Annotated in this window: 15 protein-coding genes; 2 read left to right on the top strand and 13 right to left on the bottom strand. The window is 62.5% G+C overall.

Features of this window, described 5'->3' with window-relative positions:
• Window positions 1–6: 6 nt before the first annotated feature.
• Window positions 7–1,569 carry an MFS transporter gene (locus tag ACLH0I_RS17265; protein WP_411384888.1) on the bottom strand — a complete coding sequence of 521 codons (1,563 nt, stop codon included), beginning with the start codon at window positions 1,567–1,569 and terminating at the stop codon, window positions 7–9.
• Complete coding sequence (locus ACLH0I_RS17260) at window positions 1,566–3,023, bottom strand: efflux transporter outer membrane subunit (RefSeq protein WP_250964895.1); 1,458 nt, start codon at window positions 3,021–3,023, stop codon at window positions 1,566–1,568. Before ACLH0I_RS17260 ends, ACLH0I_RS17265 begins: the two co-directional genes overlap by 4 nt.
• A 630-nt stretch (window positions 3,024–3,653) precedes the next feature.
• Here ACLH0I_RS17260 and ACLH0I_RS17255 point away from each other — a divergent pair.
• Window positions 3,654–5,003: a hypothetical protein gene (locus tag ACLH0I_RS17255; RefSeq protein WP_250964896.1), complete on the top strand. Its 1,350-nt coding sequence runs from the start codon at window positions 3,654–3,656 to the stop codon at window positions 5,001–5,003.
• 164 nt (window positions 5,004–5,167) lie between these two features.
• Here the strand turns inward: ACLH0I_RS17255 and ACLH0I_RS17250 are convergent, their stop codons facing one another.
• Window positions 5,168–5,605, bottom strand: a complete 438-nt coding sequence (locus ACLH0I_RS17250; protein ID WP_003202176.1) for an Lrp/AsnC family transcriptional regulator — start codon at window positions 5,603–5,605, stop codon at window positions 5,168–5,170.
• A gap of 134 nt (window positions 5,606–5,739) precedes the next feature.
• On the opposite strand from ACLH0I_RS17250, the gene ACLH0I_RS17245 reads away from it, so the two are divergent.
• The gene (locus ACLH0I_RS17245; protein WP_186705726.1) at window positions 5,740–6,633 is read left to right on the top strand and encodes a DMT family transporter; all 894 of its coding nucleotides are present in this window, start codon (window positions 5,740–5,742) and stop codon (window positions 6,631–6,633) included.
• 18 nt (window positions 6,634–6,651) lie between these two features.
• On the opposite strand, the gene ACLH0I_RS17240 is transcribed toward ACLH0I_RS17245, so the two are convergent.
• The 10 genes from ACLH0I_RS17240 to glgA form a co-directional block, all read right to left on the bottom strand.
• Window positions 6,652–8,277 (bottom strand): NADP-dependent glyceraldehyde-3-phosphate dehydrogenase, encoded by a 1,626-nt coding sequence (locus tag ACLH0I_RS17240; RefSeq protein WP_411384887.1) that lies wholly within the window; start codon window positions 8,275–8,277, stop codon window positions 6,652–6,654.
• A 259-nt stretch (window positions 8,278–8,536) separates the two neighbouring features.
• Complete coding sequence (locus ACLH0I_RS17235) at window positions 8,537–9,451, bottom strand: autotransporter outer membrane beta-barrel domain-containing protein (protein WP_250964899.1); 915 nt, start codon at window positions 9,449–9,451, stop codon at window positions 8,537–8,539.
• Window positions 9,452–9,788: 337 nt separating this feature from the next.
• A complete protein-coding gene (locus tag ACLH0I_RS17230) occupies window positions 9,789–10,553 on the bottom strand; it encodes an endonuclease/exonuclease/phosphatase family protein (protein ID WP_284739213.1) in 765 nt (254 codons plus the stop codon).
• A 379-nt stretch (window positions 10,554–10,932) separates the two neighbouring features.
• A complete protein-coding gene (locus ACLH0I_RS17225) occupies window positions 10,933–11,697 on the bottom strand; it encodes a PIG-L deacetylase family protein (protein WP_186705721.1) in 765 nt (254 codons plus the stop codon).
• 248 nt (window positions 11,698–11,945) lie between these two features.
• Window positions 11,946–14,105: a glycogen debranching protein GlgX gene (gene glgX / locus ACLH0I_RS17220; protein WP_411384886.1), complete on the bottom strand. Its 2,160-nt coding sequence runs from the start codon at window positions 14,103–14,105 to the stop codon at window positions 11,946–11,948.
• Between the two features lie 259 nt (window positions 14,106–14,364).
• Window positions 14,365–14,718, bottom strand: a complete 354-nt coding sequence (locus ACLH0I_RS17215; protein WP_411384885.1) for a DUF2934 domain-containing protein — start codon at window positions 14,716–14,718, stop codon at window positions 14,365–14,367.
• A 20-nt stretch (window positions 14,719–14,738) separates the two neighbouring features.
• A complete protein-coding gene (locus ACLH0I_RS17210; protein ID WP_411384884.1) occupies window positions 14,739–17,525 on the bottom strand; it encodes a malto-oligosyltrehalose synthase in 2,787 nt (928 codons plus the stop codon).
• Complete coding sequence (gene malQ, locus ACLH0I_RS17205; protein ID WP_411384883.1) at window positions 17,522–19,600, bottom strand: 4-alpha-glucanotransferase; 2,079 nt, start codon at window positions 19,598–19,600, stop codon at window positions 17,522–17,524. The genes ACLH0I_RS17210 and malQ overlap by 4 nt, the downstream gene beginning before the upstream one ends.
• Window positions 19,597–21,399: a malto-oligosyltrehalose trehalohydrolase gene (treZ, locus tag ACLH0I_RS17200; protein ID WP_411384882.1), complete on the bottom strand. Its 1,803-nt coding sequence runs from the start codon at window positions 21,397–21,399 to the stop codon at window positions 19,597–19,599. The genes malQ and treZ overlap by 4 nt, the downstream gene beginning before the upstream one ends.
• Before the next feature lie 7 nt (window positions 21,400–21,406).
• Entirely contained in the window at window positions 21,407–22,978 is a 1,572-nt protein-coding gene (glgA, locus tag ACLH0I_RS17195) for a glycogen synthase GlgA (RefSeq protein ID WP_207965915.1), read from the bottom strand.
• Between the last annotated feature and the right edge of the window lie 67 nt (window positions 22,979–23,045).

Below are 23,045 nucleotides of genomic sequence, written 5' to 3'. Positions count from 1 at the left end.
GATGAATTACCCATGTGAGGATGAGGATGAGGCGGCCTGACTGGCAGGCGCCGGGATGTAGGTCAGTCGCAGCACGAGGGGAATCAGCAGCAGTGCCAGCAGGCCCAACGCGCGATAGGCATCGGCGATCGACAACACCAGCGACTGCTGGCTGACGATGCCCAGCAGTGCTGAGGGGGGCGGCGCCGAGGCCAGGGCATTGCTGGCCAGGGCCGCCTGGTCCAGCAACATTTCCCCATGGAAGCGGCCGCTCACGACCACGAGCTGTCCGACCAGGGCCGCACCGAACAACGACCCGAAGGCGCGCAGGGTATTGATGGTGCCGGACACATACGGGCCCTCGGCTGGCTGCACCACGCTGGTGATCAAAAACAGCATCGACACCACGGCCATCGGTTGTCCAAAGGCCTGTAGCGTTTGCGCCACGACGAACTGGTCGCGGTTCCAGTCGCTGGTCAATTGCGCGCCGCAAAGGCAGGCCAGGGCGATCAGGCATAATCCCAACGCGAACATGAAGCGCGCATCGACCCACTTCTGGTACAGCAGCAGCGCCACCAGTGCTCCCAGGAATAACTGCGGCAGCGCAACGATTAGCCCGATCGCGGCCATCTGCAACGGGCGATAGTCCTGCAGTGGCCCGAGGTAACTGGCCGGTAGCAACGAACCGGATAGCAGCACCACCAGCAGCGAGACGAACAGAATGCAACCCAGACCCAGGTTGCGACGCCCCAGGATCTGCAACTTGATGAACGGCGAGGGATGAAACCATTCGGTCAACAGGTAGATCGCCAGCAAGGCCAGGCCCGCGACCAGTGTCGAAGTGACCAGCGGTGAATGAAACCAATCCAGTCGAATGCCTTGATCCAGGGCGACGGTCAGCAAACCAAGCGCCGGGACACCGCAGGCCATGCCGGCCCAATTGGCCTGGCGAAAGCGTGGGAACTGGACCGGTTCACGTGGCAGCCCCCAGGCGATCAAGCCGGCCGCGATCAGGGCCAGAGGGACGATCTGCCAATACACCCAGCGCCAGTCCTGCAGTTGGTCCGTCCAATGCCCCGCCAGCCAAATGGCCAGGTTGGGCGCGAAGGTCGCGGTCATCGCGTACATCGCCAGGCCGTACAACCGTATGGGGGGCGGCAGGAATTTCAGGGCCGCCATCATCAGCAACGGGATCGTCGTGCCGCTGGCGATGCCTTGCACGAAACGCAGGCCCAGGAGCAGATCGAGGTCATGGACGAAAGGCAGGAGCAGCGCCAGCGATGTACACGTGGCGAGCGTCCACAGCTCAAGGCGCCGGAGCGAGAGCGTCAGGGCAAACCACGCGGCAAAGGGCATGGCGATCAGCTCCCCGGCGCTATACGCGGTGGTGAGCCAGGACGCATCGTCCAAGCCAAAGCCCAGCGCGCCTCTCACGTCCGCCAGCGCCAACGCGCCAACGCGGGTGTTCAGCCCCGCCATCATGGCCGCCAGGAAAATCCCGGCCAGACCGACCAGCGGGCGTTTCGACGACGTGACCAAGGGGGCCGCGCGAGGTGCGACCTGGGCGGGCGGCAACGCGATGCTGTTCATGGATGCGGCTCCGGGCCCCAGCCGCCACCCAGGGACTTAAAGAGATTGACCACGGTCAGGGTGGCGTTGGTGGCGCTGGCATTGAGGCTGGTCTGGCTGGCGAGCAGGTTCAGTTGCGCCGTGAGAACGCTCAGGTAATCGGCGGCACCCTGCTGATAGCCGCGTTCGGCCGCGTGCAATGCTTGCCGGTTCTGTTCATACGAAACCAGCAGTTCGTCGTGTTGGCGCTGTTGCGCGGCCCAGGCATCCAAGGCGTCGTCCACTTCGTGCCAGGCGCGCAATACGGTTTGCCGATAGGCGAGGGCGGCGGTCTTTTGCCGTGATTCGTTCAAGGCCAGGCGCTGTACCAAGCGACCGCCCTGGAAGATCGGCAGGTAAACCGTTGGCCCGACGGAAAAGAAGCGCGCGTCCCAATTGGCCAGGTCGCCGCTGTCGAAGGCTTCCACACCGATTCGTCCTTTCAGGCCGATACGTGGGTAGAAGTCGGCCTTGGCCACGCCGATGGCCGCGGTCGCGGCGTGGAGCTGCGCTTCGGCGCGCCGGATGTCGGGACGTCGCTGGGCCAGTTCAGACGGCACCCCGACCGGCACTTGAGTGGGCAGCGAAGGCAGGGGCATGGCTTGGCGCAGCTGTGCATCGAGGGTGCGAGGTGGTTCGCCCATCAACAGCGCAAGGGCATTCATCTGGGCATTGCGACGCTGGGCCAGTTCGGGAAGCATGGCCTTGATCGTCGCCAACTGCGCGCGTGCGGAGGCGGTTTCGAAGCGTGTCGCCACGCCATTTCGCTCGCGGCTTTCCGCCAGGCCCAGGGTGCGTTCGGCGATCGTCAGGTTCTGTTGGGCGATGTCCAGTTGCGCCTGGGTGCCACGCAGTTGCAGGTAGGTCCGTGCCACTTCGGCGGACAGCGCCACCCGAGCGGCTTCGCGATCAAACACCGTCGCCTCCAGCGTCGCCGCCGCACCTTCGCGCGCGCGGCGGGCCCGGCCCCACAGGTCGATTTCCCAACTGGCATCGAAACCCATTTGCCAGAAATTGCTGGGGGCCGTCGGGGCGCCCAGCGCGGCGAACTTGCCATGTTCACTGAGCGCCTCCCGGGCGTAACTGGCATTGGCGCCGACGCTGGGCAGCAATCGGGAAGCGGTAATCCCCAGTTGCGCCCGGCTTTGATCGATGCGTTCGGCGGCCATCTGCAAATCAAGGTTGCCGGCCTGCGCACGGGATTGCAGTTGGGCGAGCAGCGGGTCGTTGAACAGTTGCCACCATTGGCTGGGAACGGCGGCGGGGAGCAGGGAGGCGTCGCGTCCATGCTCGGGGCGGGGCGTCAGTTGCGCGGCGCCAAGTTCGTTCTTGGGTTCCATGAAATCGGGGCCTACCGCACAGCCGGTGAGGGCGAGTGTCGTGAGCACGACCATGGGTGGCAAGCGGCGTTGAAGTCGTTCGAAAAAAGCCGACATGGGCAGTTCCCCACAGGGTTGCAGCGCAGCTGCGCGAGCATGCGCCTGGGCTCGATCGATCCTGGATAGCGAGTCGTCCGCTGTGGGGTCATGGTATTGAGCGGTTGCGGCGAGGGCACTTCTACATCGGTACAGCCAGGACATACCTCGGTGGGGGGGTATGCATACTAGGGTATGTGTTTGGGCCAGTAAGGGCGGTTGTCCCCTACATAACCGGCCTGGTTCGGGGTGACCGCGTTTCTTCTAGGGGAGCGGAGTACGGGGTCTATCCGCGATTCAGCATTGTGGCCAAAGGCCCGCAAAAAGCCTGAAACATGATGGCACCTTTGAATAAATGATCTACACCTATGACAAGGGATTGCATTGCCAAGGTCGGCATGCGGCTGGTCGATCGATCACCGCGCGAAGTCTTCGCCATATTCCCTCGATAGCGTTCGCATTCGGCTAACAGAGCCAGGTTTGAGCGTGCCCACTTTTTGGGTGCCAAGGAGGTGTGTCACTTCATTGAGCGTGGACCGTGGACCGTGAACAAGCTTGGGCATTGTGCCGAAGCCTGATAACAGAAGGAGACCCTGCGCATCGCTCAGCAATTCGATGGGACGGCAGGCGTCTCTCTATAAGGAGATATCGATGAAGCAGCCTCAAGGAAAGATCATTGCGTGGCTGGCCCTGACGGGGGCCTTGTCCACCGCTAGCGTCCATGCCGGAGTCTTCCCCGATTTCGGCTACGCCCCGCCCAAGAGTGAATACGCCGGAGCGCCATTCCAGCTCAGCCAGGATTATCCGACGGTGGCCCCGGGCGCATCCTCGGTACCGGCATTCTTCCAACATTTGCCCAAGTCATTCTCCAATGACTTTGAAACCTGGCGCCCGTACATGGAGGAAGTGAAAAAATACTGCTTGGAAGGCAATACTGAAATCGGCTGGAAAGTACAAAAGAACAAGATTCGCCAGTGGTATCACATGCCTTGGCAGCATTACGGCCCCAACGGTCGTGAAGGCATCAGCGGGCTGACCAAGGAGGCACCGATTCAGCCCGGGCAACTGGCAAGTACGCAGACCGGCAGCGGGCAGACCTACGCGGTGGGTATCTATAACGACATAGGCGCCTACACCATCGGCCAGGTCTGGAAAGACCCCGATAATCCAGACCCAAGCCAAACCTCGAAACCCAAGAGCTTTGCCAACGGCACGGTGGTCTGCAAGGCGCTGTTCGCCGATATAGACGTCAAGACGGTGCCGTTCCTTGCAAACCCATTGCTCTGGAACGCCTACACCACCGAAACCTTTACCTCGACCAACCGGTCCGTCACCAAGGTAGCGCTGATTCAGATGGACATTGCCGTGCGCGACACCCGCGTGAGCGATACCGGCTGGTTGTTCGGCACGTTCCAATACAATGGCGCCATGACCGGCAAGGCGAACTGGAACAACCTGGTGCCGGTGGGGATCATGTGGGGCAATGATCCCCAGGAAATCGGCAATGACTATACCAACCCCAAACCGGTGGTCACCAAGATCAACCCGGCCCTGAAACAGACCGCAATCAACGCCAACACCCAAGAGCTGCCACCGACTCACCTGGGTTGGAACGGACGACTCAATGGGCCGGTGGACAACCCCCAGGCGTCCTGCCTGAGTTGCCACATGACCGCCGAGTACCAGCAATTGGCGATCATGAACCCGACGTTCCAGGCCAACCCGCCACCTGTGGGAGGCGATGAGTGGATGAAATGGTTCCAGAACATTCCGGCCGGTCAACCGTTCAGCCCGGGCACGCAAAGCACGGACTACAGCCTGCAACTGTCTGGCGCCCTGGCCAACTTCTACGACTGGAAGTGCAACCACAGCGGCGTCTATGCAGATGGCGTCAATGCCTGCGCCAAGCTCCAGACGCTCAAGTTGATCAAGGCGAGCAACGCGCCTGAGGAACAAGTGCACAAAGTGCAACGCAGCCCTGAACTGGAAGAGCTCGAGTAGCATGCTCCCGGCCTCGGACAAGCGCCGAGGCCGGGTCAAATCTGCATTCCCCTGTGGGAGCGAGCTTGCTCGCGATAGCGGTGGCTCAGTCACATGTATGTTGGGCCTGCCGGCCTCTTCGCGAGCAAGCTCGCTCCCACAGGGGCTCAAAACCAGGCGGATACCTACGCCATCGGCGGTAATCGCCGCTTGACCGGTGTTTTCTTGACGATGGCGGTATTGGTCTCGGCATGGACATTGAGCTTGTCCAGCAAGGTATCGAGCTGTTCCATCGAGCGCACGTGCAGGCGCGCGATGAAGCAGTCATCGCCGGTGACCTTGTCGCATTCGGTAAATTCAGCGATGGCCTGGATCTGCCGCTCCACTTCCTGCAACTGTCCCGGCAGCGGGCGGATACGCACGATGGCCTGGAGTTGATACCCAAAGCACTTGGGGTCCACCTCGACGGTGTAGCCCCTGAGCACGCCACGTTCCTCGAGCCGACGAAGGCGCTCGGCGACACTGGGGGAGGACAGGCCGCTGAGGTTGGCCAAGGCCTTGAGCGAGCGTCGGGAATCTTCCATCAGGGCACTGATGAGGATCTGGTCAATGTCGTCAGTCATTTTCAGCTCCGTTAGGCAAATGCGGGAAGTTGCCTTGATAAAAAAGGTCGAAACGCAGTTTAGCCTTTTTCAATCCATGGAGAAGGCCCCGGTCTGCTCGGCATACTGTGCCCACTTGCTGAAGGAGCCTGAAGATGGACAAGACCTTACGCCGCGGTTCGCTGGAAATGACCGCCGCCATGCTGATTTCCGGAACCATCGGTTGGTTCGTACTGGTTTCCGGCCTGCCTGTACTGGATGTCGTGTTCTGGCGCTGCGTGTTCGGCGCCGTGACCTTGTTGTTGATCTGCGCCGGCTTTGGCTTTTTGCGCCCCGGCATCCTCACCCGTACCACGTTCCTGCTGGCGGTGCTCAGTGGCGTGGCGATCGTCGGTAACTGGGTGTTGTTGTTTGCCTCTTACTCCCGTGCGTCGATAGCCATCGGCACGGCGGTGTACAACGTCCAGCCGTTCATGCTGGTAGGGCTGGCGGCGTTGTTCCTGGGGGAGAAAATTACCGCGCAAAAACTGTTCTGGCTGGCGGTGTCGTTTCTCGGAATGCTGGCCATCGTCAGTGCCCATGGTGAGCAGGGGCAGGGCGGCGGAGACTATCTGCTGGGCATCGCATTGGCACTGGGGGCCGCGTTGCTGTACGCCATCGCGGCCTTGATCATCAAGCGCCTGACCGGCACGCCACCCCATCTGATCGCGCTGATCCAGGTCAGCACCGGCGTGTTGCTGTTGGCACCCTGGGCGAACTTCTCGGCGTTGCCGCAACACGCCCAGGCCTGGGCCAGCCTGTTGACCTTGGGCATGGTGCACACCGGCGTGATGTACGTGCTGCTGTACAGCGCCATTCAGCGGTTGCCGACCGCACTGACCGGAGCGCTGTCGTTCATTTATCCGATCGCGGCGATCTTCGTCGACTGGTTCGCCTTCGGCCATCGCCTCGAACCGCTGCAGTGGCTGGGTGTGGCCGCGATCCTGCTGGCGGCCGCTGGCATGCAACAGGGCTGGGGTATCAAGTGGCGTCGTCCAGCCCTGTCGTAGCCCGTCGTTTGGGCGTGATCAGAAAATGTAGTCCGTGGTCAGGAAGTTGGAATCCCGCTCACGGATGATGTCGCTGATCAACGCCTTGTTGTTTTCCTGGAACTTGGTTGCCACCAGCGTGCGAATGGAAAAGGTGCGCAGCGCATCGTGGACGGACAAGGTGCCCTCGGCCGAGTTCTTCCGGCCATTGAACGGGAACGTGTCCGGACCACGCTGGCACTGGGCGTTGATGTTGATGCGCCCGACCTGGTTGGCGAAGATGTCCACCAGCTTGCCGACTTGTGCCGGGTTAGTGCCGAAGATGCTGAGCTGCTGGCCGAAATCGGACTCCAGCACGTAATCGACCACGGTATTGAGGTCGCGGTACGGCACGATGGGCACGACGGGGCCGAACTGTTCTTCGTGGTAGACCCGCATCGCCGTGTTCACCGGGTACAGCACCGCCGGATAGAAAAACGAGCTTCGCGATTCGCCACCGTGGGCATTCTTCACTTCGGCACCTTTGGCAACCGCATCGGCGACCAGCGCATGCAGGTAATCGACCTTGCCCGCTTCGGGCAATGGCGTCAGCGCCACACCGTCTTCCCAGGGCATGCCGGGTTTGAGGCTGGCGAGCTTGGCGTTGAATTTCTCGATGAATGCGGGTGCCACGTCTTCATGGACAAACAGGATTTTCAGCGCCGTGCAGCGCTGGCCGTTGAAGGACAGCGAGCCGGTCAATGCCTCGCTGACGGCATTGTCCAAGTCCACGTCCGGCAGTACCAGCCCCGGGTTCTTCGCATCCAGCCCCAGGGCGGCACGCAGGCGGTGCGGACGGGGGTGGAGTTTCTTCAGGTCACTGGCCGCCTTGTTGGTGCCGATGAAGGCGAAGATATCGATCTTGCCGCTGGCCATCAGCGCGCTGACGGTTTCCCGGCCGCTGCCGTAGATCACGTTGATCACGCCCGCCGGGAAGCTGTCACGGAAGGCTTCCAGCAGGGGGCGCACCAGCAGGACGCCGAGCTTGGCCGGCTTGAACACCACGGTGTTGCCCATGATCAAGGCCGGAATCAGTGTGGTGAAGGTTTCGTTCAGCGGATAGTTGTAGGGCCCCATGCATAACGCCACGCCCAGGGGCACGCGGCGGATCTGCCCGAGGGTGTCCTGTTCCAGCTCGAAGCGGCTGGAGCGACGGTCCAGTTCCTTGAGGGCGTTGATGGTGTCGACGATATAATCGCAGGTGCGGTCGAATTCCTTCTGGGAATCCTTGAGGTTCTTGCCGATCTCCCACATCAGCAACTTGACCACGGCCTCGCGCTGCTCGCGCATGCGCGCCAGGAAGGTTTCCACGTGGCGGATACGCTCGGCGACGCGCATCGTCGGCCACTGGCCTTGGCCGCGATCGTAAGCCCGGACCGCCGCGTCCAGGGCCGTGAGGGCGGTCTCGGCGTCCAGCAGTGGCGTGCTGCCGAGGATCACTTGCTCATCGCCCAGCTCGCCGGTCAGGTAGACGGGGCTGCGGACGACGGCCAGCGGCCCTTGCCAGGCTTTCAGGACGCCGTCGACCAGGTATTCGCGCTGCTCGATCCGGCCTTCGAGGCGGTAGGCGTCGGGGATGTCGGCGGCACTGGGGAACAGGTTGGCGAGGAAGGGGGCTGTGGTCATGTCGTTACTCCATCAATGAAATGAGCCAGGGTCGGACGGCTTGCAGGGATAAAACGCTTTTAGCGTTATACGCCCTAATGGAGGTGTTTTTTAAGTGGCGGCAGATTGCTCGCGCCGGGCTACGTTGTAGGAGCTGACGAGCGCAGCGAGGCTGCGATCTTTTCCCAGGCGCTTGAATCTCAAGCGAAGATCAAAAGATCGCAGCCTCGCTGCGCTCGACAGCTCCTACAGGCCAATCGGCGATTGGAATATCGATAACTCACCAACGCATCCGCACCCCCATGCTGGTAATGATGCCATTGAGGTCGTTGTCATCGACGTCGCTGCTGTAATCGGCGCTGACATACAGGCTGACCGCCGGCGTGACCCGAGCCACCAGCCCCAGGCCGACTTCGACGGTGGAGGATTTTCGGCTGCTGCTGATCTTGTCGACCTTGTCCAGGGATACGGTACCGGCGCTCTGGACGGTGTGCCACAGGTTGGTTCGAACGTAAGGTTCCACGCCGAGACCGTTGACTTGATAGGTCCCTTTCAGCCGTGCGCCAACACGGCCACTCCAACTGCTCAGTTCATCGCCGGAGCCGCTTTCGGCGTTCGACGTGTTCAGGGTGACGCGCTGGTTGATCAGTTGTGCCTGGGGTTCGACCACCCAGTGGGTGCTGATCCCGATAGGAAAACCACCTTCGACCGACAGCGTCATTGCATGGCCTTGGGCGGCCTGGCGCTGGCCTTGTTCGGTGCGGCTGTAGCCATTGACCCGACCGCCGCTGGCGCTCAGGTCGACGTGCCAGCCCGCCGGGCCGGTCAGGCTCCAATAGGCGCCGAGGCTCGAACCTTTCAGGTTGAGGGCATCTGTGGCCGGTTCGGCCTGTGCGGGCATCACCAGCAGGCCGCCGCCGGTCGAAATGATCTGGTTTTGTCCGCTGATCAGCCCCATGCGCTGGGTATGGCCGCTGTCGTTTCGCAAGGTGAACAGGGCGGGGCTCTTGCCGGAAGTCGGCTCGCTTGCAAAGTGTGCGGCATCGAGGTGGGTAGACGGTGCTCGGCCATACCAGGGCTGCGTCGTCTCCTCGGCAGGCCAGGCCTGTACCTCCATGGATGAAAGCAGCAGCAACGACGTCGAGACGGTATGAAAAGTAGTGGAGAGTTCTTGCGGACGGTGGGAGGTTTTCATGGTGGCCTGCCTTGCAATCGCATGCGTTTCTCGCTTTTTTGGCGTCTCTCCTACCCCGAATGAGGGGCGACCGAATGGATTGGGGCAAGCCTCTGGCGGCCCGTCTCGGCGGGTTCCAGAGGCCTGCCCCTGACTGTGTTTCCGGGGGTAGTACGGTGTAGTCAAGAAGACTGATGGCGGTGCGTCAAGAAAATGAACGACGAATGGCAAGATGAAATCAGCGTCAATAACACGCTGATTTCAATTGAGTATTAAGGTGGTTGTTTCGGCGTCAAAGCTCCGTCGCGGGCGCCTGTCTAACAGGTCTACGCGCAAAAAGACTGAGGGAAGGCCCGTTCTACAAGTGCACTTCCACCGAAAGGGGCAGGTGGTCGCTCAGGTGGGTCCAGGGTTTGTTGCCCAGTATTTGCGGGGAATGGCTGGTGGCGTTGCGCAGGTAGACGCGGTCCAGGCGCAACAGCGGGAAGCGAGCCGGGTAAGTCCTGGCGGGACGGCCGAGGTGGTGCTCGAAGGCTTCGTGCAGGTAACCACGGCGGGCGAGGGCGAGGTTGCCGCGCAGTTGCCAGTCGTTGAAGTCACCGGCGATGATCACCGGCGCATCCTCGGGCAGTGAGTCGAGCAGTTGGCAGAGCAGTTTGAGTTGCAATTGGCGATGGCTTTCCAACAGGCTCAAATGCACACAGATGCCGTGGACCTCGGCGTGGCCCGGCACATCCAGCACGCAATGCAATAACCCGCGCCGCTCCGGGCCGGTGATGGACACGTCGAGATTGCGGAACTGGCGGATCGGGTATTTGGAGAGCAGGGCATTGCCATGGTGGCCATCGGGGTAGACCGCATTACGGCCGTAGGCGAAGTCGCTCCACATGCTGTCGGCGAGGAATTCGTACTGGGACGTCTGGGGCCAGTTGTCGTAGCGTGACGCGTGGCGGTCATGTTCGCCCAGTACCTCTTGCAGGAACACCAGGTCGGCACCGGTACTGCGCACCGCTTCGCGCAATTCGGGCAGGATGAAGCGCCGGTTGAGGGCGGTGAAGCCCTTGTGGGTGTTGACCGTCAGGACCCGCAGCCGATGAACCGTCGCAGGCGCGTCCGATGGCATGGGTTCGACGGCTCGCCAATCGGGGTCTTGAGTCACGTTCGCTCCTGAATCAGACGTACTTGTTCATGCGACTGACCCAAGGCACCGGCAGTTCCGGATTTTTCATATCCTTGCTGATCGCCATCGCGAGCAAGCTCGCTCCCACAACGGATCGGTGGTGTACGCAACATCTGGGTACACCGCCAAAACCCTGTGGGAGCGAGCTTGCTCGCGATGGCGGTGGGCCTGTCACAAAGATGCTGAATGGACCGCCGCCTTCGCGGGCAAGCCCGGCTCCCACAGGGACTGGTGGCGCACGCCAAATATTGCATCTACGCAGACCCAATGTGGGAGCGAGCCTGCTCGCGAAAGCGGTGGGCCTGCTTTCACAAAGGTGTGTTCAGATAAAGACAATCTCATACGGCAAACCCATCCGGTCAAGGATGACCCTGGGCAACAGTGGGGCGATGCCGCTCGCCGGTTCGCCGCTGAGTTGGCTGACGTAGGCGTGCATGGCGTGACGCTTGCGGGCGGTGGTCCAGACGTCGAGGCGCAGCTTGCGAGCCCGGTGCCAGGGGATTTTATTCTGCTCGCGGACCGGCCAGTGCCAGGCCCACACCGGCAGTTCGTTGAACGCCACCCCGATCCTGTCGGCGGCCAAGGCTCCGGCGCGCCCTACTGTGTCGTGGTCGCTGTCGCCGTCCTGGCGCCAGGTGCTGAACACCACGTCGCCGGGGCGAAGGTGTCGCGCAATGAAGGTGGCCAGTTCAGCTTCGTGTTCCACGAGGTCTTTTTCCGGAAAACCGCCGCGTACCCATTGCAGGCCATGGGCGTCGATGCCCAGGCGGTGCAGGGCGTCGACGCTTTCCTGGGGATGAGGGCGGTGCGTACGCAGGCGCTCGTCGGTCCACAACGGTGAACCGGGGTGGGCCAGGGCGCCATCGGTGACCGAAACCAGCAACATGGGCTGTTCGAGGTTGCTCAGCAATTGCAGCAAGCCGCCACAGGCCCCTACCTCATCGCCCGGGTGCGGGGCGAGAATGACGGCGCGGGCACCGGCGGGAATGAGCGTCTGGGTACTGATGATCGGAATATCGGCCAGTTGCGCAGCACTGTTCCAGATTTGCGGGTGCTGCCGGCCAGGCAGGCGAGAGGCGGGCTTCATAAGCGACATCCTTGTTGGTGTTCGATCTTTCAGTCATGCACCGGGCCTACTGTCCGGTGGCACCGATGTGGGCATGGCTGTGATTCACGGCGCTCCGAATCCTGGAGACTACCACGGGGGAAGTATTGACCATGTCAGCCCATTCGTCTCGTGACATGTGTATCTGAACTGGTTTTTTTTCGGCTAACTGGACGATTTGAAGGGAAAAACCGCATCCTTGCGGCCCCATGAGGTTAACTGCGAATCGTTCAATCCTCTTCTTCGCGTTGCAGCTCGAACAGCAGCAGCGAGCGTCCGGTGACGGAATACTCGGATTCGAAATCGAAGCGCTCCTGTCCACGAACGTTGGGCTGGTTGGTGTCGACCATGCAAGTCCAGAAACTGCCTTCGGGGACTTCCGGCAAGCGGAAGTTGACGATGTCATGGTGTGCGTTGACCACCAGCAGCAGCGTCGCATCGCCACCCTTGCGCCGAATGCCGGTTTCCTGGGCGCGGCCATCCATCAGCATGCCCAGGCAGCGGCCATGGCTGTCCTGCCACTGCTCGATGGTCATTTCGCTGCCGTCCGGGGCCAACCAGGTCACGTCCTTGACGCCGATGTCCTCGTTGTAGTTGCCCACCAGGAAGCGTCCACGACGCAGGATCGGGTAGGTCAGGCGCAACTTGATCAGGCGCTTGACGAATTTGAGCAGCGCCGCGCCATCCTCGCTCAGGTCCCAATTGACCCAGCCGATCTCGCTGTCCTGGCAATAGGCATTATTGTTGCCGTGCTGGGTACGGGCGAACTCGTCGCCAGCGACGATCATCGGCGTGCCTTGGGCCAGCAGCAGGGTGGCGAAGAAGTTGCGCATCTGCCGATGGCGCAGCGTGTTGATCTCAGGGTCATCCGTCGGACCTTCGACGCCATGGTTCCAGGACAGATTGTTATTGCTGCCGTCCTGGTTGTTTTCGTCGTTGGCTTCGTTGTGCTTGTCGTTGTACGACACCAGGTCATGCAAGGTGAAGCCGTCGTGAGCAGTGACAAAGTTCACCGAGGCGTACGGGCGTCGGCCACGCTGGTTGAACATCTCGCCCGAAGCGGTCATTCGGCTGGCGAAGTCGGCGAGCTGGCCGTCGTCACCTTTCCAGAACGCCCGTACCGTATCGCGGAACTTGTCGTTCCACTCGACCCAGCCCGGCGGGAAGCGTCCTACCTGATAGCCCCCCGGGCCGCAGTCCCAAGGCTCGGCGATCATTTTCACCTGGCGCAGTACCGGGTCCTGGCGGCAGGCGACGAGGAAACTGTGGCGCTCGTCGAAGCCATCATGGTAGCGGCCCAAGATCGTCGCCAGGTCGAAGCGGAAGCCATCGACATGCATTTCCGTGGCCCAGTAACGCAGGGAGTCGGTGACCATCTGCAGCACGCAAGGATGGCTCAGGTCCAAGGTGTTGCCGGTGCCGGAGTCGTTGATGTAGTAGCGTTTGTCGTCGGGCATCAGCCGGTAGTACGAGGCGTTATCGATGCCGCGCATGGACAGGGTGGGCCCCTGTTCGTTGCCCTCGGCGGTGTGGTTGTAGACCACGTCGAGGATGACTTCCAGGTTGGCCTCGTGCAGGTGGGCGACCATTTCCTTGAACTCGGCGATCTTGCCACTGGCCAGGTAGCGCGGGTCGGGCGCGAAGAAGGCAATGCTGTTATAGCCCCAGTAGTTGGTCATGCCTTTGTGCAGCAAATGCTGGTCGTTGACGAAGGCATGGATGGGCAGTAGCTCCACCGAGGAAACCCCGAGCTTGCGGATATGCTCCAGCACATCGTCGACCATCAACCCGGCGAAGGTACCGCGCACGTTTTCAGGCACCGAAGGATGACGCATGGTGAGGCCACGCACATGGGTTTCATACAGGATGGTCTTGTCCCAAGGCACGCTGACGCGATGGTCGTGGCCCCAGGTGTGTGCGGGGTCGATGACTTTACATTTGGGAACGAACGGGGCGCTGTCACGCTCATCGAAACTGAGGTCGCCATCGGGGTGGCCGATGGTATAGCCGAACAACGCTTCGGACCACTTCAATTGACCGACCAGTTGCTTGGCGTAGGGGTCGATCAGCAACTTGTTCGGGTTGAAGCGGTGGCCGTTCGCCGGGTCGTACGGGCCGTAGACCCGGTAGCCATAAATCAATCCCGGATGGGCATCCGGCAGATAGCCGTGGTAGATCTCGTCGGTGTATTCCGGCAGTTCGATGCGTTCGAGTTCGACTTCGCCGGCATCGTCGAAAATGCACAGTTCAACCTTGGTGGCGTTGGCTGAAAACAGCGCGAAATTGACCCCGAGGCCATCCCAGGTTGCACCCAGTGGAAAAGGCAGCCCTTCACGAATCCGCGAAGCCTCGATAATGGGCGGCGGCGTGGTTTTGTTTGGACGGGTCATAGTTGCTCCTGCAAAAAACAGACAGATACAGCGATGCGATTCATTAGAGCGGGGTAGGTTCCACCCTTCACCTGTGGCGAGGGGATTTATCCCCGCTGGGCTGCGCAGCAGCCCCAAATATTCAGCGTTAATGTCACAGGCTGATCGGGTTCACTCGTTTGGGCGCGCTGCGCACGCCAGCGGGGATGAATCCCCTCGCCACATGCAAACCCCTTTGGCACGAAGAAATGATTGCCCGAGACCGATGACGCAGGAGAAATCAAACCGCCGGCGGCTTGCGCGGTGCCCGCGGCTTCTTGTCGGCTGCCTTGTTCACGGGGGGCACTGTCGCTGCAGTCGCCGCGGAAGGCTTGGCCGCTGGCTTGACCTTGGGCGTGGTGTTCTTCGCGGCAGTCTTGGCCGTGGTGCTCTTGGCGGTAGCGGGTTTGGCGCCGTCGGTCTTGCTGGCCGCCGATTTGCTCGCGGCCTTGGGTGGCTTGCTCGGCGCCAGCGCTTCGGCTTCGGCGAGCTTGCGCGCCATCTCCCAGTGGCGTTTTTCCTGCCCGGTGGGCTTACCCTCGGACTCCCAGATCTGATAGGCGAATTCACGAATGCGTTTATCGTCGGTACTCATCGCAGTGCTCCTGATTCAACTCAAGATTGGATAAAGACATTGACCGGGAAATTCCCCAGCGCGGCGCTGATCAGCAGCTCCCTTTGGGGTGTGACTGTTGCGCTTGAAAAAAATCCCTTCAGTTTTTCATCCTTGGCGGCGAACGGTAACGACACGCGGGTATCGCCCCAATCCGACGCAACCACCAGCGGCACGGCACTGTTTTCCAGCAAATGCGCCACATGGACAGGTACGACAATGATCGCTCGCTGCTGCGAGTCCTCACGCATGAAAGCCAGCACCCGGTGGGCCTGCTCGCCGAGTACTTCCAACGGCTGGTAGCGGCCCTGGCGCCATAGCTGCGGGTACTCGGCCCGCATGGCCAACGTCCTGGCGATCAATGCCTGCTTGATCCGGCCGTCACGCCAATCCCGTACCAGCGCGGCCGGCGTGTTGTCGGCGTGCATTGCCTCGCGGCGCGCCTGGAAATCCACCGGGCGGCGGTTGTCCGGGTCCACCAAGCTGAAATCCCAGAACTCGTTGCCTTGGTACAGGTCCGGCACGCCGGGTACGGTCATGCGCAGCAAAGTTTGCGCCAGGCTGTTGAGCGCACCCGCCGGCGCCATGGCGTGGACCGCCTCGGCAATGGCGCTGCGCAAGGGCAGCCCCTCATCGCCCAGCAGCAAGCGTTCGAGGAACATCTGGGTGGCTTGTTCATAAGCATCGTTGACCGCCGCCCAGCTGCTTTGCAGCTTGGCTTCGCGCAGGGCCTTGCGTTGCCATTGCCATAGGCGCTCGTTGTATTCGGCCAGTGCCTTGTGGTCTTGGAGGTCGAGGTCCAGCGGCCAGCTGCCGAGCAACGCTTGGTAGAGGATCAGTTCATCACCGGCCGAGGGCGCAGACGGGTCGCTGTGCAGCGAAGGCGAGAGGATGCGCCATTGTTCGACGCAGGTGGCGTACCAATCGGCGCGCTCGCTGAGCACGGCCAGTCTGGCGCGGGTGTCTTCGCCGCGCTTGTGGTCGTGGGTGGCGGTGGTGATCAGGTTGTCGGGAAAATGTTCGAGTCGCTCGAGGCATGCCTGGTGGAATTCTTGCACCGGGGCGCTGAAGCGCTCGGTGTTATAGCCGACGTCATTGCGCGACAGCAGCACCGCCGAGCGATAGAGCGCGGTGTCCTCCACGGCTTTGGCGGCCGCCGGCGAAGTCAGTTGCTGGAAGCGCACGCAGGCGTGACGCAGGCGTTTACGCTGGCTGCCCCGCGGACGTTGCCGCCAGGGCATTCCACCGAGCCAGCCGGCCAGGCAATCGAGCACCGGCCAATCGGCTTCGCTGAGTATTTGCCGGGCACCTTCCAGGGCTTGGTTGAAAAACACTTCGTCTTCGGCGGAGCGCCCCATGGGCGTGATGTAGGTGCGGTATACCGGGAAATGCACGATCAACGCCTGCAAGGCCCGCCGAATCGCGCCGAGGGTCAGGTCGCGGGTCATCACATCGTCCCGGGCCACTTGCAGCAGGGCCTGGGCGACACTTTCAAAATCCCCGGCCAAGGAACCATTGAGAATCTGTTGGCGAGCCAGGCGGGCTTCTTCAATGAAATGTGCCGGCCGCTCGCTGTGCCGGCTCCAGAATTCAGCGAGGGGGGCGGCACCGGCCGGGTCGTGCTGCAGCAGCGAGACCTGGTTCATGAACTCGTAGCCGGTACTGCCATCGATGTTCCAATCCCGGCGCAAGGTCTCGCCATCGCCGAGGATTTTCTCGACGAAGATCGGCAGGTGCCGCGACGGCGACAACGAGTCAAGACGCCTGCGTAATTTGCGGCAGTAACCGCGAGGGTCTGCGAGACCGTCGATATGATCGATCCGCAGCCCATCCACCAAATCTTCGCCGATCAGTTCGAAAATCTTGGCATGGGTGGCTTCGAATACGGCCGGACGCTCGACCCGCAGCCCGCCCAGTTCGTTGACATCGAAAAAACGCCGCCAATTGATGTCGTCCGCTGCGGTGCGCCAGCTGGCGAGCCGGTAGCTCTGGCGCTCCAGCAACTGATGCAGGCGCTCGAAACCCTGGGGCTGGGTGGAGTCGTAGGCGCCCAGGTTGTCCTCAATGGCGGCAAGGATGCCGGCGTGTGCCGCCAGGTCCTGCAACTCTGCTTGCAGCGGGCGGGCGAGGGTGTGGGCATCGCTCTGGTAATTCAATGTAGTGAAGCGCTCGGCCAGGGCCTTGAGCGGTTCGGCCTGTTCGGCGGGCAGGGTTTCGGCGGGCTTGAGCAGCTCGCCGTAGTGCATCGGGCAAATCGGGAAGCGGTGTTCATAATGCTCGACATAGAAGCTGCCCTGGGCGGAATCGAAGCGCAGTTGCAGGGTGCCTTCCTGCAAGGCCACGCCGTAGTCGCTGCCCAGGAACGGTAGCAACAACTGGCCTTCCATCAGCGGGTCCGGGGAATGCCACTGGATGTCGAAAAACTCGCCGTAGGGGCTCAGGCGTCCCCATTCCAGCAGATCCAGCCACCAGGGATTGTCATTGCCGCCGACGGCCATGTGATTGGACACGATGTCGAGGATCAAGCCCATCCGGTGCTCGCGCAACGTTGCAACCAAGCGCTTGAGCGCGGCTTCGCCACCCAGTTCGGGATTGACCAGGGTCGGGTCGACAACGTCGTAGCCGTGCATGGAGCCGGCCCGGGCCTTGAGCAGCGGCGAAGCATAAATATGGCTGATGCCCAGCGAGGCGAAGTACGGTACCTGGGGGATGGCATCGTCCAGGGTGAAGCCTTTATGGAACTGCAGGCGCAACGTAGCCCGCAGTGGTTGGATCAACGTCTGTTTCATCGGTCACGCTCGTTCGCCTGAAGTCGCGCGCAGGCGAGTATTTCCAGGCGCCGGGCGGCGTCCGGGTGGTCCAGCAGCGCCTGGCTCTGTTGGGCCAGGCGACGGCGCCAGTTGGGGTGGGTGTCGATGGTGCCGGGCAGGTTGGCTTGCTCCTCGATGCCCAGGGCATCTTCGAGTGGCAGCAAGACCAGCGGCGCTCGGGTGTGGCCGAGGAAGCGCACGCTGGCATCGAGCACCTGGTCGGTCTCTCGATGTTCTTCGCGAAAATTCTGCGGGTCCTGGTTCAGCACTTGGCGCAGGCCTTCGCGTTCGCGCTCGCGGTGTTTGCGCCAGTCCATCTCGGTGGGGGAATCGATCAGGTCCAGCCGGGCGTTCCAGTCGATGTCATGACCGTGCCACCAGCCGTTGAGCGTCGGCAGGTCATGGGTGCTGGTGGTCGCCAGGGCGTTGTCCGGCCAGTCGAGGATGGGCTTGAAGTGGGTGTTGTCCTGTTCGAACAACAGTACGCGCATGCCCAGGATCGAGCGGGCGATGAGTTTTTCCCGCAAGCCATCCGGCACGGTACCGAGGTCTTCGCCGAGCACGATGGCCTGGTGGCGATGGGACTCCAGTGCCAGCAGGCGCAGCAGGTCGTCCACTGGGTAATACAGGTAGGCGCCATCGCTGGGTGGGGCGTCGTTAGGAATCACCCAGAGCCGCTGCAAGCCCATTACATGGTCGATGCGCAAGCCGCCGGCGTGGGCAAAGTTGGCCCGCAGCATTTCAATGAAGGCGCGAAAGCCGTTGCGCACCAGGCCTTCCGGGGAAAACGCCGAGATGCCCCAGCCTTGGCCGGAGCGGTTGAGAATGTCCGGCGGCGCGCCCACGGTCAGTGACGCGAGCAGTTCGTCCTGGCGGCTCCAGGCCTGGCTGCCGCCACCGTCGGCGCCCACCGCCAGGTCGGCGATCAAGCCGATGCCCATGCCGCTGGACTTGGCGGCGCTCTGGGCGCGTTCCAGGCAACGGGCAATCAGCCATTGGCAAAAGGCGTAGAAGCCGATCTCATCGGCATTTTCCTCGGCGAAATGGGCCAGGGCGGCGCTGCGTGGATCACGCAGTTCTTCCGGCCACTGCCGCCAGTCGAGGCTTTCGCCCCGGGCTGCGCGTTCGGCCTGCAAGGCTTCGAAGCGGCAATGGTTCTCCAGTGCTTCGCCGCTGCTGTGACGAAAACTGCTGAAGTCTTCATGCAACGGGTGCGCGCCCTGGCTGAACCCGTCATACAGGGCGCGGAGGATTTTCTGCTTGGCCTGGGCGGCGACCGGCCAGTCGATCAGCGGCTGCTCTTCCAGGTTGCGCAGTTGATTGGTCAAACCAGTGGCGTCGATGGCGGTGCGCAGGGCACGTTCACCAAGGATGGTGCCGGGCGCGGCGTACAGGCTGTTGAGAAACAATCGGCTGGATGGCGAATAAGGGCTGTAGCGTCCGGTGTCGCTGCTGAACATCGCGTGCATCGGGCTGATGGCAATGGCCTCGGCACCGCGCTCGCCGGCCACCCGGGCCAGTTCTTCCAAGGCCTGGGTGTCACCGAAGCCACCGTCGCCGGGGCGCCGCAGGGCGTACAACTGCGCGCTCAATCCCCAGGCCCGGGGCGTCGGGTCGTCCACCGCATCGGCCACGCTGTAGCAGCGGGCCGGTGCGACGGCCAGGGTGAAATGCTGGTTCTGGATATGGACGTGCTGATAGCCCACCGGGACCATCCCTGGCAGCCTGGCCTCGGCATCGAGGTTCAGGTGCAGTGTCGCGCCGTCTTCGAGTTTGATTTCGCAGGGCGTCCCGGCCTCGAAGTAGCGGCTCAAGTCCAGGCTGGCCCCGACATCGGCGGTGATCAGCGGTGGCAGTTGATGGTTCTGTTGATCCTCCTGTAACTGCAGCAGGCTGGCGTCGATTTCCTGGGCGCTGCCGGCGGGATGGCCCAGGCCGGTGAGGACCGAGCGCAGGACGGCCGGCGAGACTTTCTGGGCCCTGCCATTGGCATCGATCCAATCCACCGCCAGGCCCGCTCGGCCGGCGAGGATTTCCAGTTGCGCATCGCTCATAGGCGCTCTCCAGTGATGGTGGGCAAGGTTGTCGCCTGCGTCAGACTGACCAGCGCGCTGTAGGGCGCAAGGACGCCCTGTTGCAACAGACCCATGGCCTGCTGCGGATGTTCGAAAAGAATGCGTACCTCTTCCGGAGCCTGGTGTTCGACGGGGCGTTCGCCAAGGTTCAGGTCGATGCGCAACACGCTGCCATCGCCCAGTCGCCAGCGTGCGCTGACGGCGCCATGGCCCAGCACATCGGCCCCGAGGGCTTGAGCGCCGGGCAGGCGCGGGACGATGTCCTCACGGCGGATTTTCAGCAGTTGGCGATACAGCGCCTCGCTGGCCTGTTGCTCCGGTCGCTGTGGTTCCAGGCTCGGGCGTGACGCCTCGAAGGTGCCGGCCGCGTTGGGGTCGGGAATTCGCTCGCGTTGCTGCGGGTCGGCGAAAGCACTGAAGGCCTTGAACTCGTTGCGTCGGCCTTCGCGCACGAGTTCCGCCAGCTCGCCATGGTGGCTGGTAAAGAACAGGAACGGTTGTTCGGCCATTGCTTCATCGCCCATGAACAGCAGTGGGATCATCGGTGACAACAGCAACAAGGCCGTCGCTGCTTGCAGGGCCTGGGGGGCGGCGAGCTGATGCAAGCGTTCGCCGAGGGCACGGTTGCCGATCTGGTCATGGTTTTGCAGGAACAGCACGAATGCGCTCGGCGGCAGGTGGCCACTGGGCTCGCCCCGGGATTCGCCATGGCGATTGATGTGGCCCTGGAAGACAAAACCCTGGCTGAGGCAGCGTGCCAGTTGTTCCGTCGGCTGCTCGGCATAGTCGGCGTAGTAGGCGTCGGTTTCACCGGTCAGCAGCACGTGCAAGGCATTGTGGCCGTCGTCGTTCCACTGGGCGTCGTAGCCCTGTTCCAGCAGGCTGGCCTGGTTGTGTTCGTTTTCCACGGTCAGCCAGACATGCCGGACCGGGTCCACCTGTTCGCGCACCCTGGCTGCCAGTTCTTGAAGGAAGTCCGGGTCTTCGATGGCATGCACCGCGTCGAGGCGCAGACCGTCGAAACGGTATTCCAACAGCCACATCAGCGCATTGTCGATGAAGAAGTCCCGCACTTCGCGACGGCGAAAATCAATCGCCGCGCCCCAGGGCGTGTGCTTGTCTTCGCGGAAGAATCCCTTGGCATAGCGGTGCAGGTAGTTGCCATCAGGGCCGAAGTGGTTGTAGACCACATCCAGGATGACGGACAGGCCATGACCGTGGGCACTGTCGATCAGATGCTTGAGCTGTTCAGGCGTGCCATAGGACGCCTGGGGCGCGTAGGGCAGCACCCCGTCGTAGCCCCAGTTGCGATCACCGGGAAACTGCGCCAGCGGCATCAGCTCGATGGCGGTGACGCCCAGCCCCGCCAGGCGCGCTAGATGCTGTTCGAGCCCATTGAAACCGCCGAGGGCGCCCACGTGCAGTTCGTAGATCACGGCTTCGTGCCAGGGGCGGCCGGACCACTGGGTGTGCCGCCAGGAGTAGGCATGGGGGTCGACCACCACGCTGTGGCGGTCAATGTCGCCGGCCTGGGCGCGAGAGGCCGGGTCCGGCACCTCCAGCTCGCCGTCGATGTTGTAGCGATAGCGGGTGCCGGCGGGGCAACGGGTCTGGATCATGAACCAGCCGTCGGCTTGGGGCAGTAGCGGTATTGAATCGCCAGTGTCGAGTTCGACACTGACAAAAAAGGCATCCGGGGCCCAGAGGGCGAAGCGGGTGTGCTCGTCATCCAGCATCACCGCGCCATGGGTCCATGTTTCAGGCGTCCTTGACGTCATTGTTACCTCATTGTCTGGCCGATTTTCCCAGGGACTTTGCCACCAGCTGTTCGTAGAGTTCGGCGTAGGGTTCCACGGCCTTGCACCAGTTGAACGGCGCCGACATGGCCCGGCAGCGCATGGCGTTGAGCAGGTCGGGGAACTCGAAGACCTTGAAGGCCCGGCTCAAGGCCTGTTTGTAGCTCTCCACCGTGGACTCATCGAACAGGAAACCGGTGATGCCATCTTCGATGGTGTCCGCCAAGCCCCCGGTATTGCGCGCCACCGGCAACGAGCCGAAGCGTTGGGCGTACATCTGGCTCAAGCCGCAAGGCTCGTAGCGCGATGGCATCAGCAGGAAGTCGCTGCCGGCAAACATCCGCCGGGCATCGGTTTCGTTGAAGCCGATGCGTACGCCGATGCGGCCGGGGAAGCGCAGCGCCAGTTCGCGCATGGCCTGTTCTTCCTCCGGTTCGCCACGGCCGATGATGGCGATCTGGCCACCGGACTCGACGATGAACTCGGCGACCGCTTCGGTCAGGTCCAGGCCTTTCTGGTAGACCAGGCGCGACACCACGGCGAACAGCGGGCCCGTGGAGTCGTCGAGGCCAAACAGCTCCCGCACATGGCTCGCGTTGACTGCCTTGCCTTCCCAGTCGCCGATGGCGAACTGGCGGAACAGGTGCGAATCGGTGGCCGAATCCCAGCTTTCGTCGATGCCGTTGGGAATGCCGCTGAGCAAGCCTTGTTGGGTCTTGGCCGCGAGGAAGCCGTCAAGCCCGCAACCAAACGCCGGGGTGGTGATCTCCTGGGCGTAGGTGGCGCTGACGGTGGTGATATGGCTGGAGTAGGCCATCCCGGCCTTGAGGAACGACAGTTTGCCGTAGAATTCCATGCCTTCCTGTTGCAGGGCGTGCTCGGGGATGCCCAGCTCCGGGCAGGAGGCGAGGCTGACCACGCCCTGGTAGGCCAGGTTGTGGATGGTGAACAGGGTCGGGGTGCGTTGCCCGCGCCAGTGCATGTAGGCGGGCGCCAACCCGGCTGGCCAGTCGTGGGCGTGGACCAGGTCCGGGCACCAGTGGATCTGCGCGAGGTTGGCGGCGATGTCGGCGGCGGCAAGGCCCAGGCGGGCGAAGCGAATGTGGTTATCGGGCCAGTCGCGGCCGTTGTTGGCGCCGTAGGGCGAACCCTCGCGGGCAAACAGTTCCGGGCAGATCAGGACGTAGATCACCAGGCCATCGGCCATGTCCATGCGCCCGATCTTGCAGGGCGGTAGCGCTGCGTGGCCGCCCAGTTCGCCGATGATGTGGATCGGATTGCCGCTGTTCATCACTTGCGGATAGCCGGGGATCAGTACCCGGACATCATGCAGCCCGGCCATGGCCCGGGGCAGTGCCGAGGACACGTCGCCCAGGCCGCCGGTCTTGACCAGGTCGGCGATTTCCGAGGTGACGAACAGGACTTTCTTGCGGTTGGGATTCTGTCGAGCGACGGGGAGCAGTGCCTTGCCGCCGGTGGCCAGCACCGGGGCCGTCGGCGACTCGGCCGCCGGCGGTAATTGTGAACGGACTTGTTGTGGTTCCAAGGCAGCACTGATCATAAATATCTCCCATTTTCTCGATCTGTTTCCGGCAAGCGCCAGAGCTGTTGTTTCATTGGCCGAATCC

This window comes from Pseudomonas sp. MPB03, from assembly GCF_046605385.1.
Taxonomy (GTDB): domain Bacteria; phylum Pseudomonadota; class Gammaproteobacteria; order Pseudomonadales; family Pseudomonadaceae; genus Aquipseudomonas; species Aquipseudomonas zanjanensis.
The sequence above is the reverse complement of the archived record's forward strand: the minus strand, read 5'-3'. Positions and strand labels throughout refer to the sequence as shown.

Bases quoted from the DNA above. Each gene is read 5' to 3' on its own strand.
- ACLH0I_RS17265 (WP_411384888.1), bottom strand. From the start codon at position 1,569: ATGAACAGCATCGCGTTGCCGCCCGCCCAGGTCGCACCTCGCGCGGCC.
- ACLH0I_RS17260 (WP_250964895.1), bottom strand. From the start codon at position 3,023: ATGTCGGCTTTTTTCGAACGACTTCAACGCCGCTTGCCACCCATGGTC.
- ACLH0I_RS17255 (WP_250964896.1), top strand. From the start codon at position 3,654: ATGAAGCAGCCTCAAGGAAAGATCATTGCGTGGCTGGCCCTGACGGGG.
- ACLH0I_RS17250 (WP_003202176.1), bottom strand. From the start codon at position 5,605: ATGACTGACGACATTGACCAGATCCTCATCAGTGCCCTGATGGAAGAT.
- ACLH0I_RS17245 (WP_186705726.1), top strand. From the start codon at position 5,740: ATGGACAAGACCTTACGCCGCGGTTCGCTGGAAATGACCGCCGCCATG.
- ACLH0I_RS17240 (WP_411384887.1), bottom strand. From the start codon at position 8,277: ATGACCACAGCCCCCTTCCTCGCCAACCTGTTCCCCAGTGCCGCCGAC.
- ACLH0I_RS17235 (WP_250964899.1), bottom strand. From the start codon at position 9,451: ATGAAAACCTCCCACCGTCCGCAAGAACTCTCCACTACTTTTCATACC.
- ACLH0I_RS17230 (WP_284739213.1), bottom strand. From the start codon at position 10,553: ATGCCATCGGACGCGCCTGCGACGGTTCATCGGCTGCGGGTCCTGACG.
- ACLH0I_RS17225 (WP_186705721.1), bottom strand. From the start codon at position 11,697: ATGAAGCCCGCCTCTCGCCTGCCTGGCCGGCAGCACCCGCAAATCTGG.
- glgX (WP_411384886.1), bottom strand. From the start codon at position 14,105: ATGACCCGTCCAAACAAAACCACGCCGCCGCCCATTATCGAGGCTTCG.
- ACLH0I_RS17215 (WP_411384885.1), bottom strand. From the start codon at position 14,718: ATGAGTACCGACGATAAACGCATTCGTGAATTCGCCTATCAGATCTGG.
- ACLH0I_RS17210 (WP_411384884.1), bottom strand. From the start codon at position 17,525: ATGAAACAGACGTTGATCCAACCACTGCGGGCTACGTTGCGCCTGCAG.
- malQ (WP_411384883.1), bottom strand. From the start codon at position 19,600: ATGAGCGATGCGCAACTGGAAATCCTCGCCGGCCGAGCGGGCCTGGCG.
- treZ (WP_411384882.1), bottom strand. From the start codon at position 21,399: ATGACGTCAAGGACGCCTGAAACATGGACCCATGGCGCGGTGATGCTG.
- glgA (WP_207965915.1), bottom strand. From the start codon at position 22,978: ATGATCAGTGCTGCCTTGGAACCACAACAAGTCCGTTCACAATTACCG.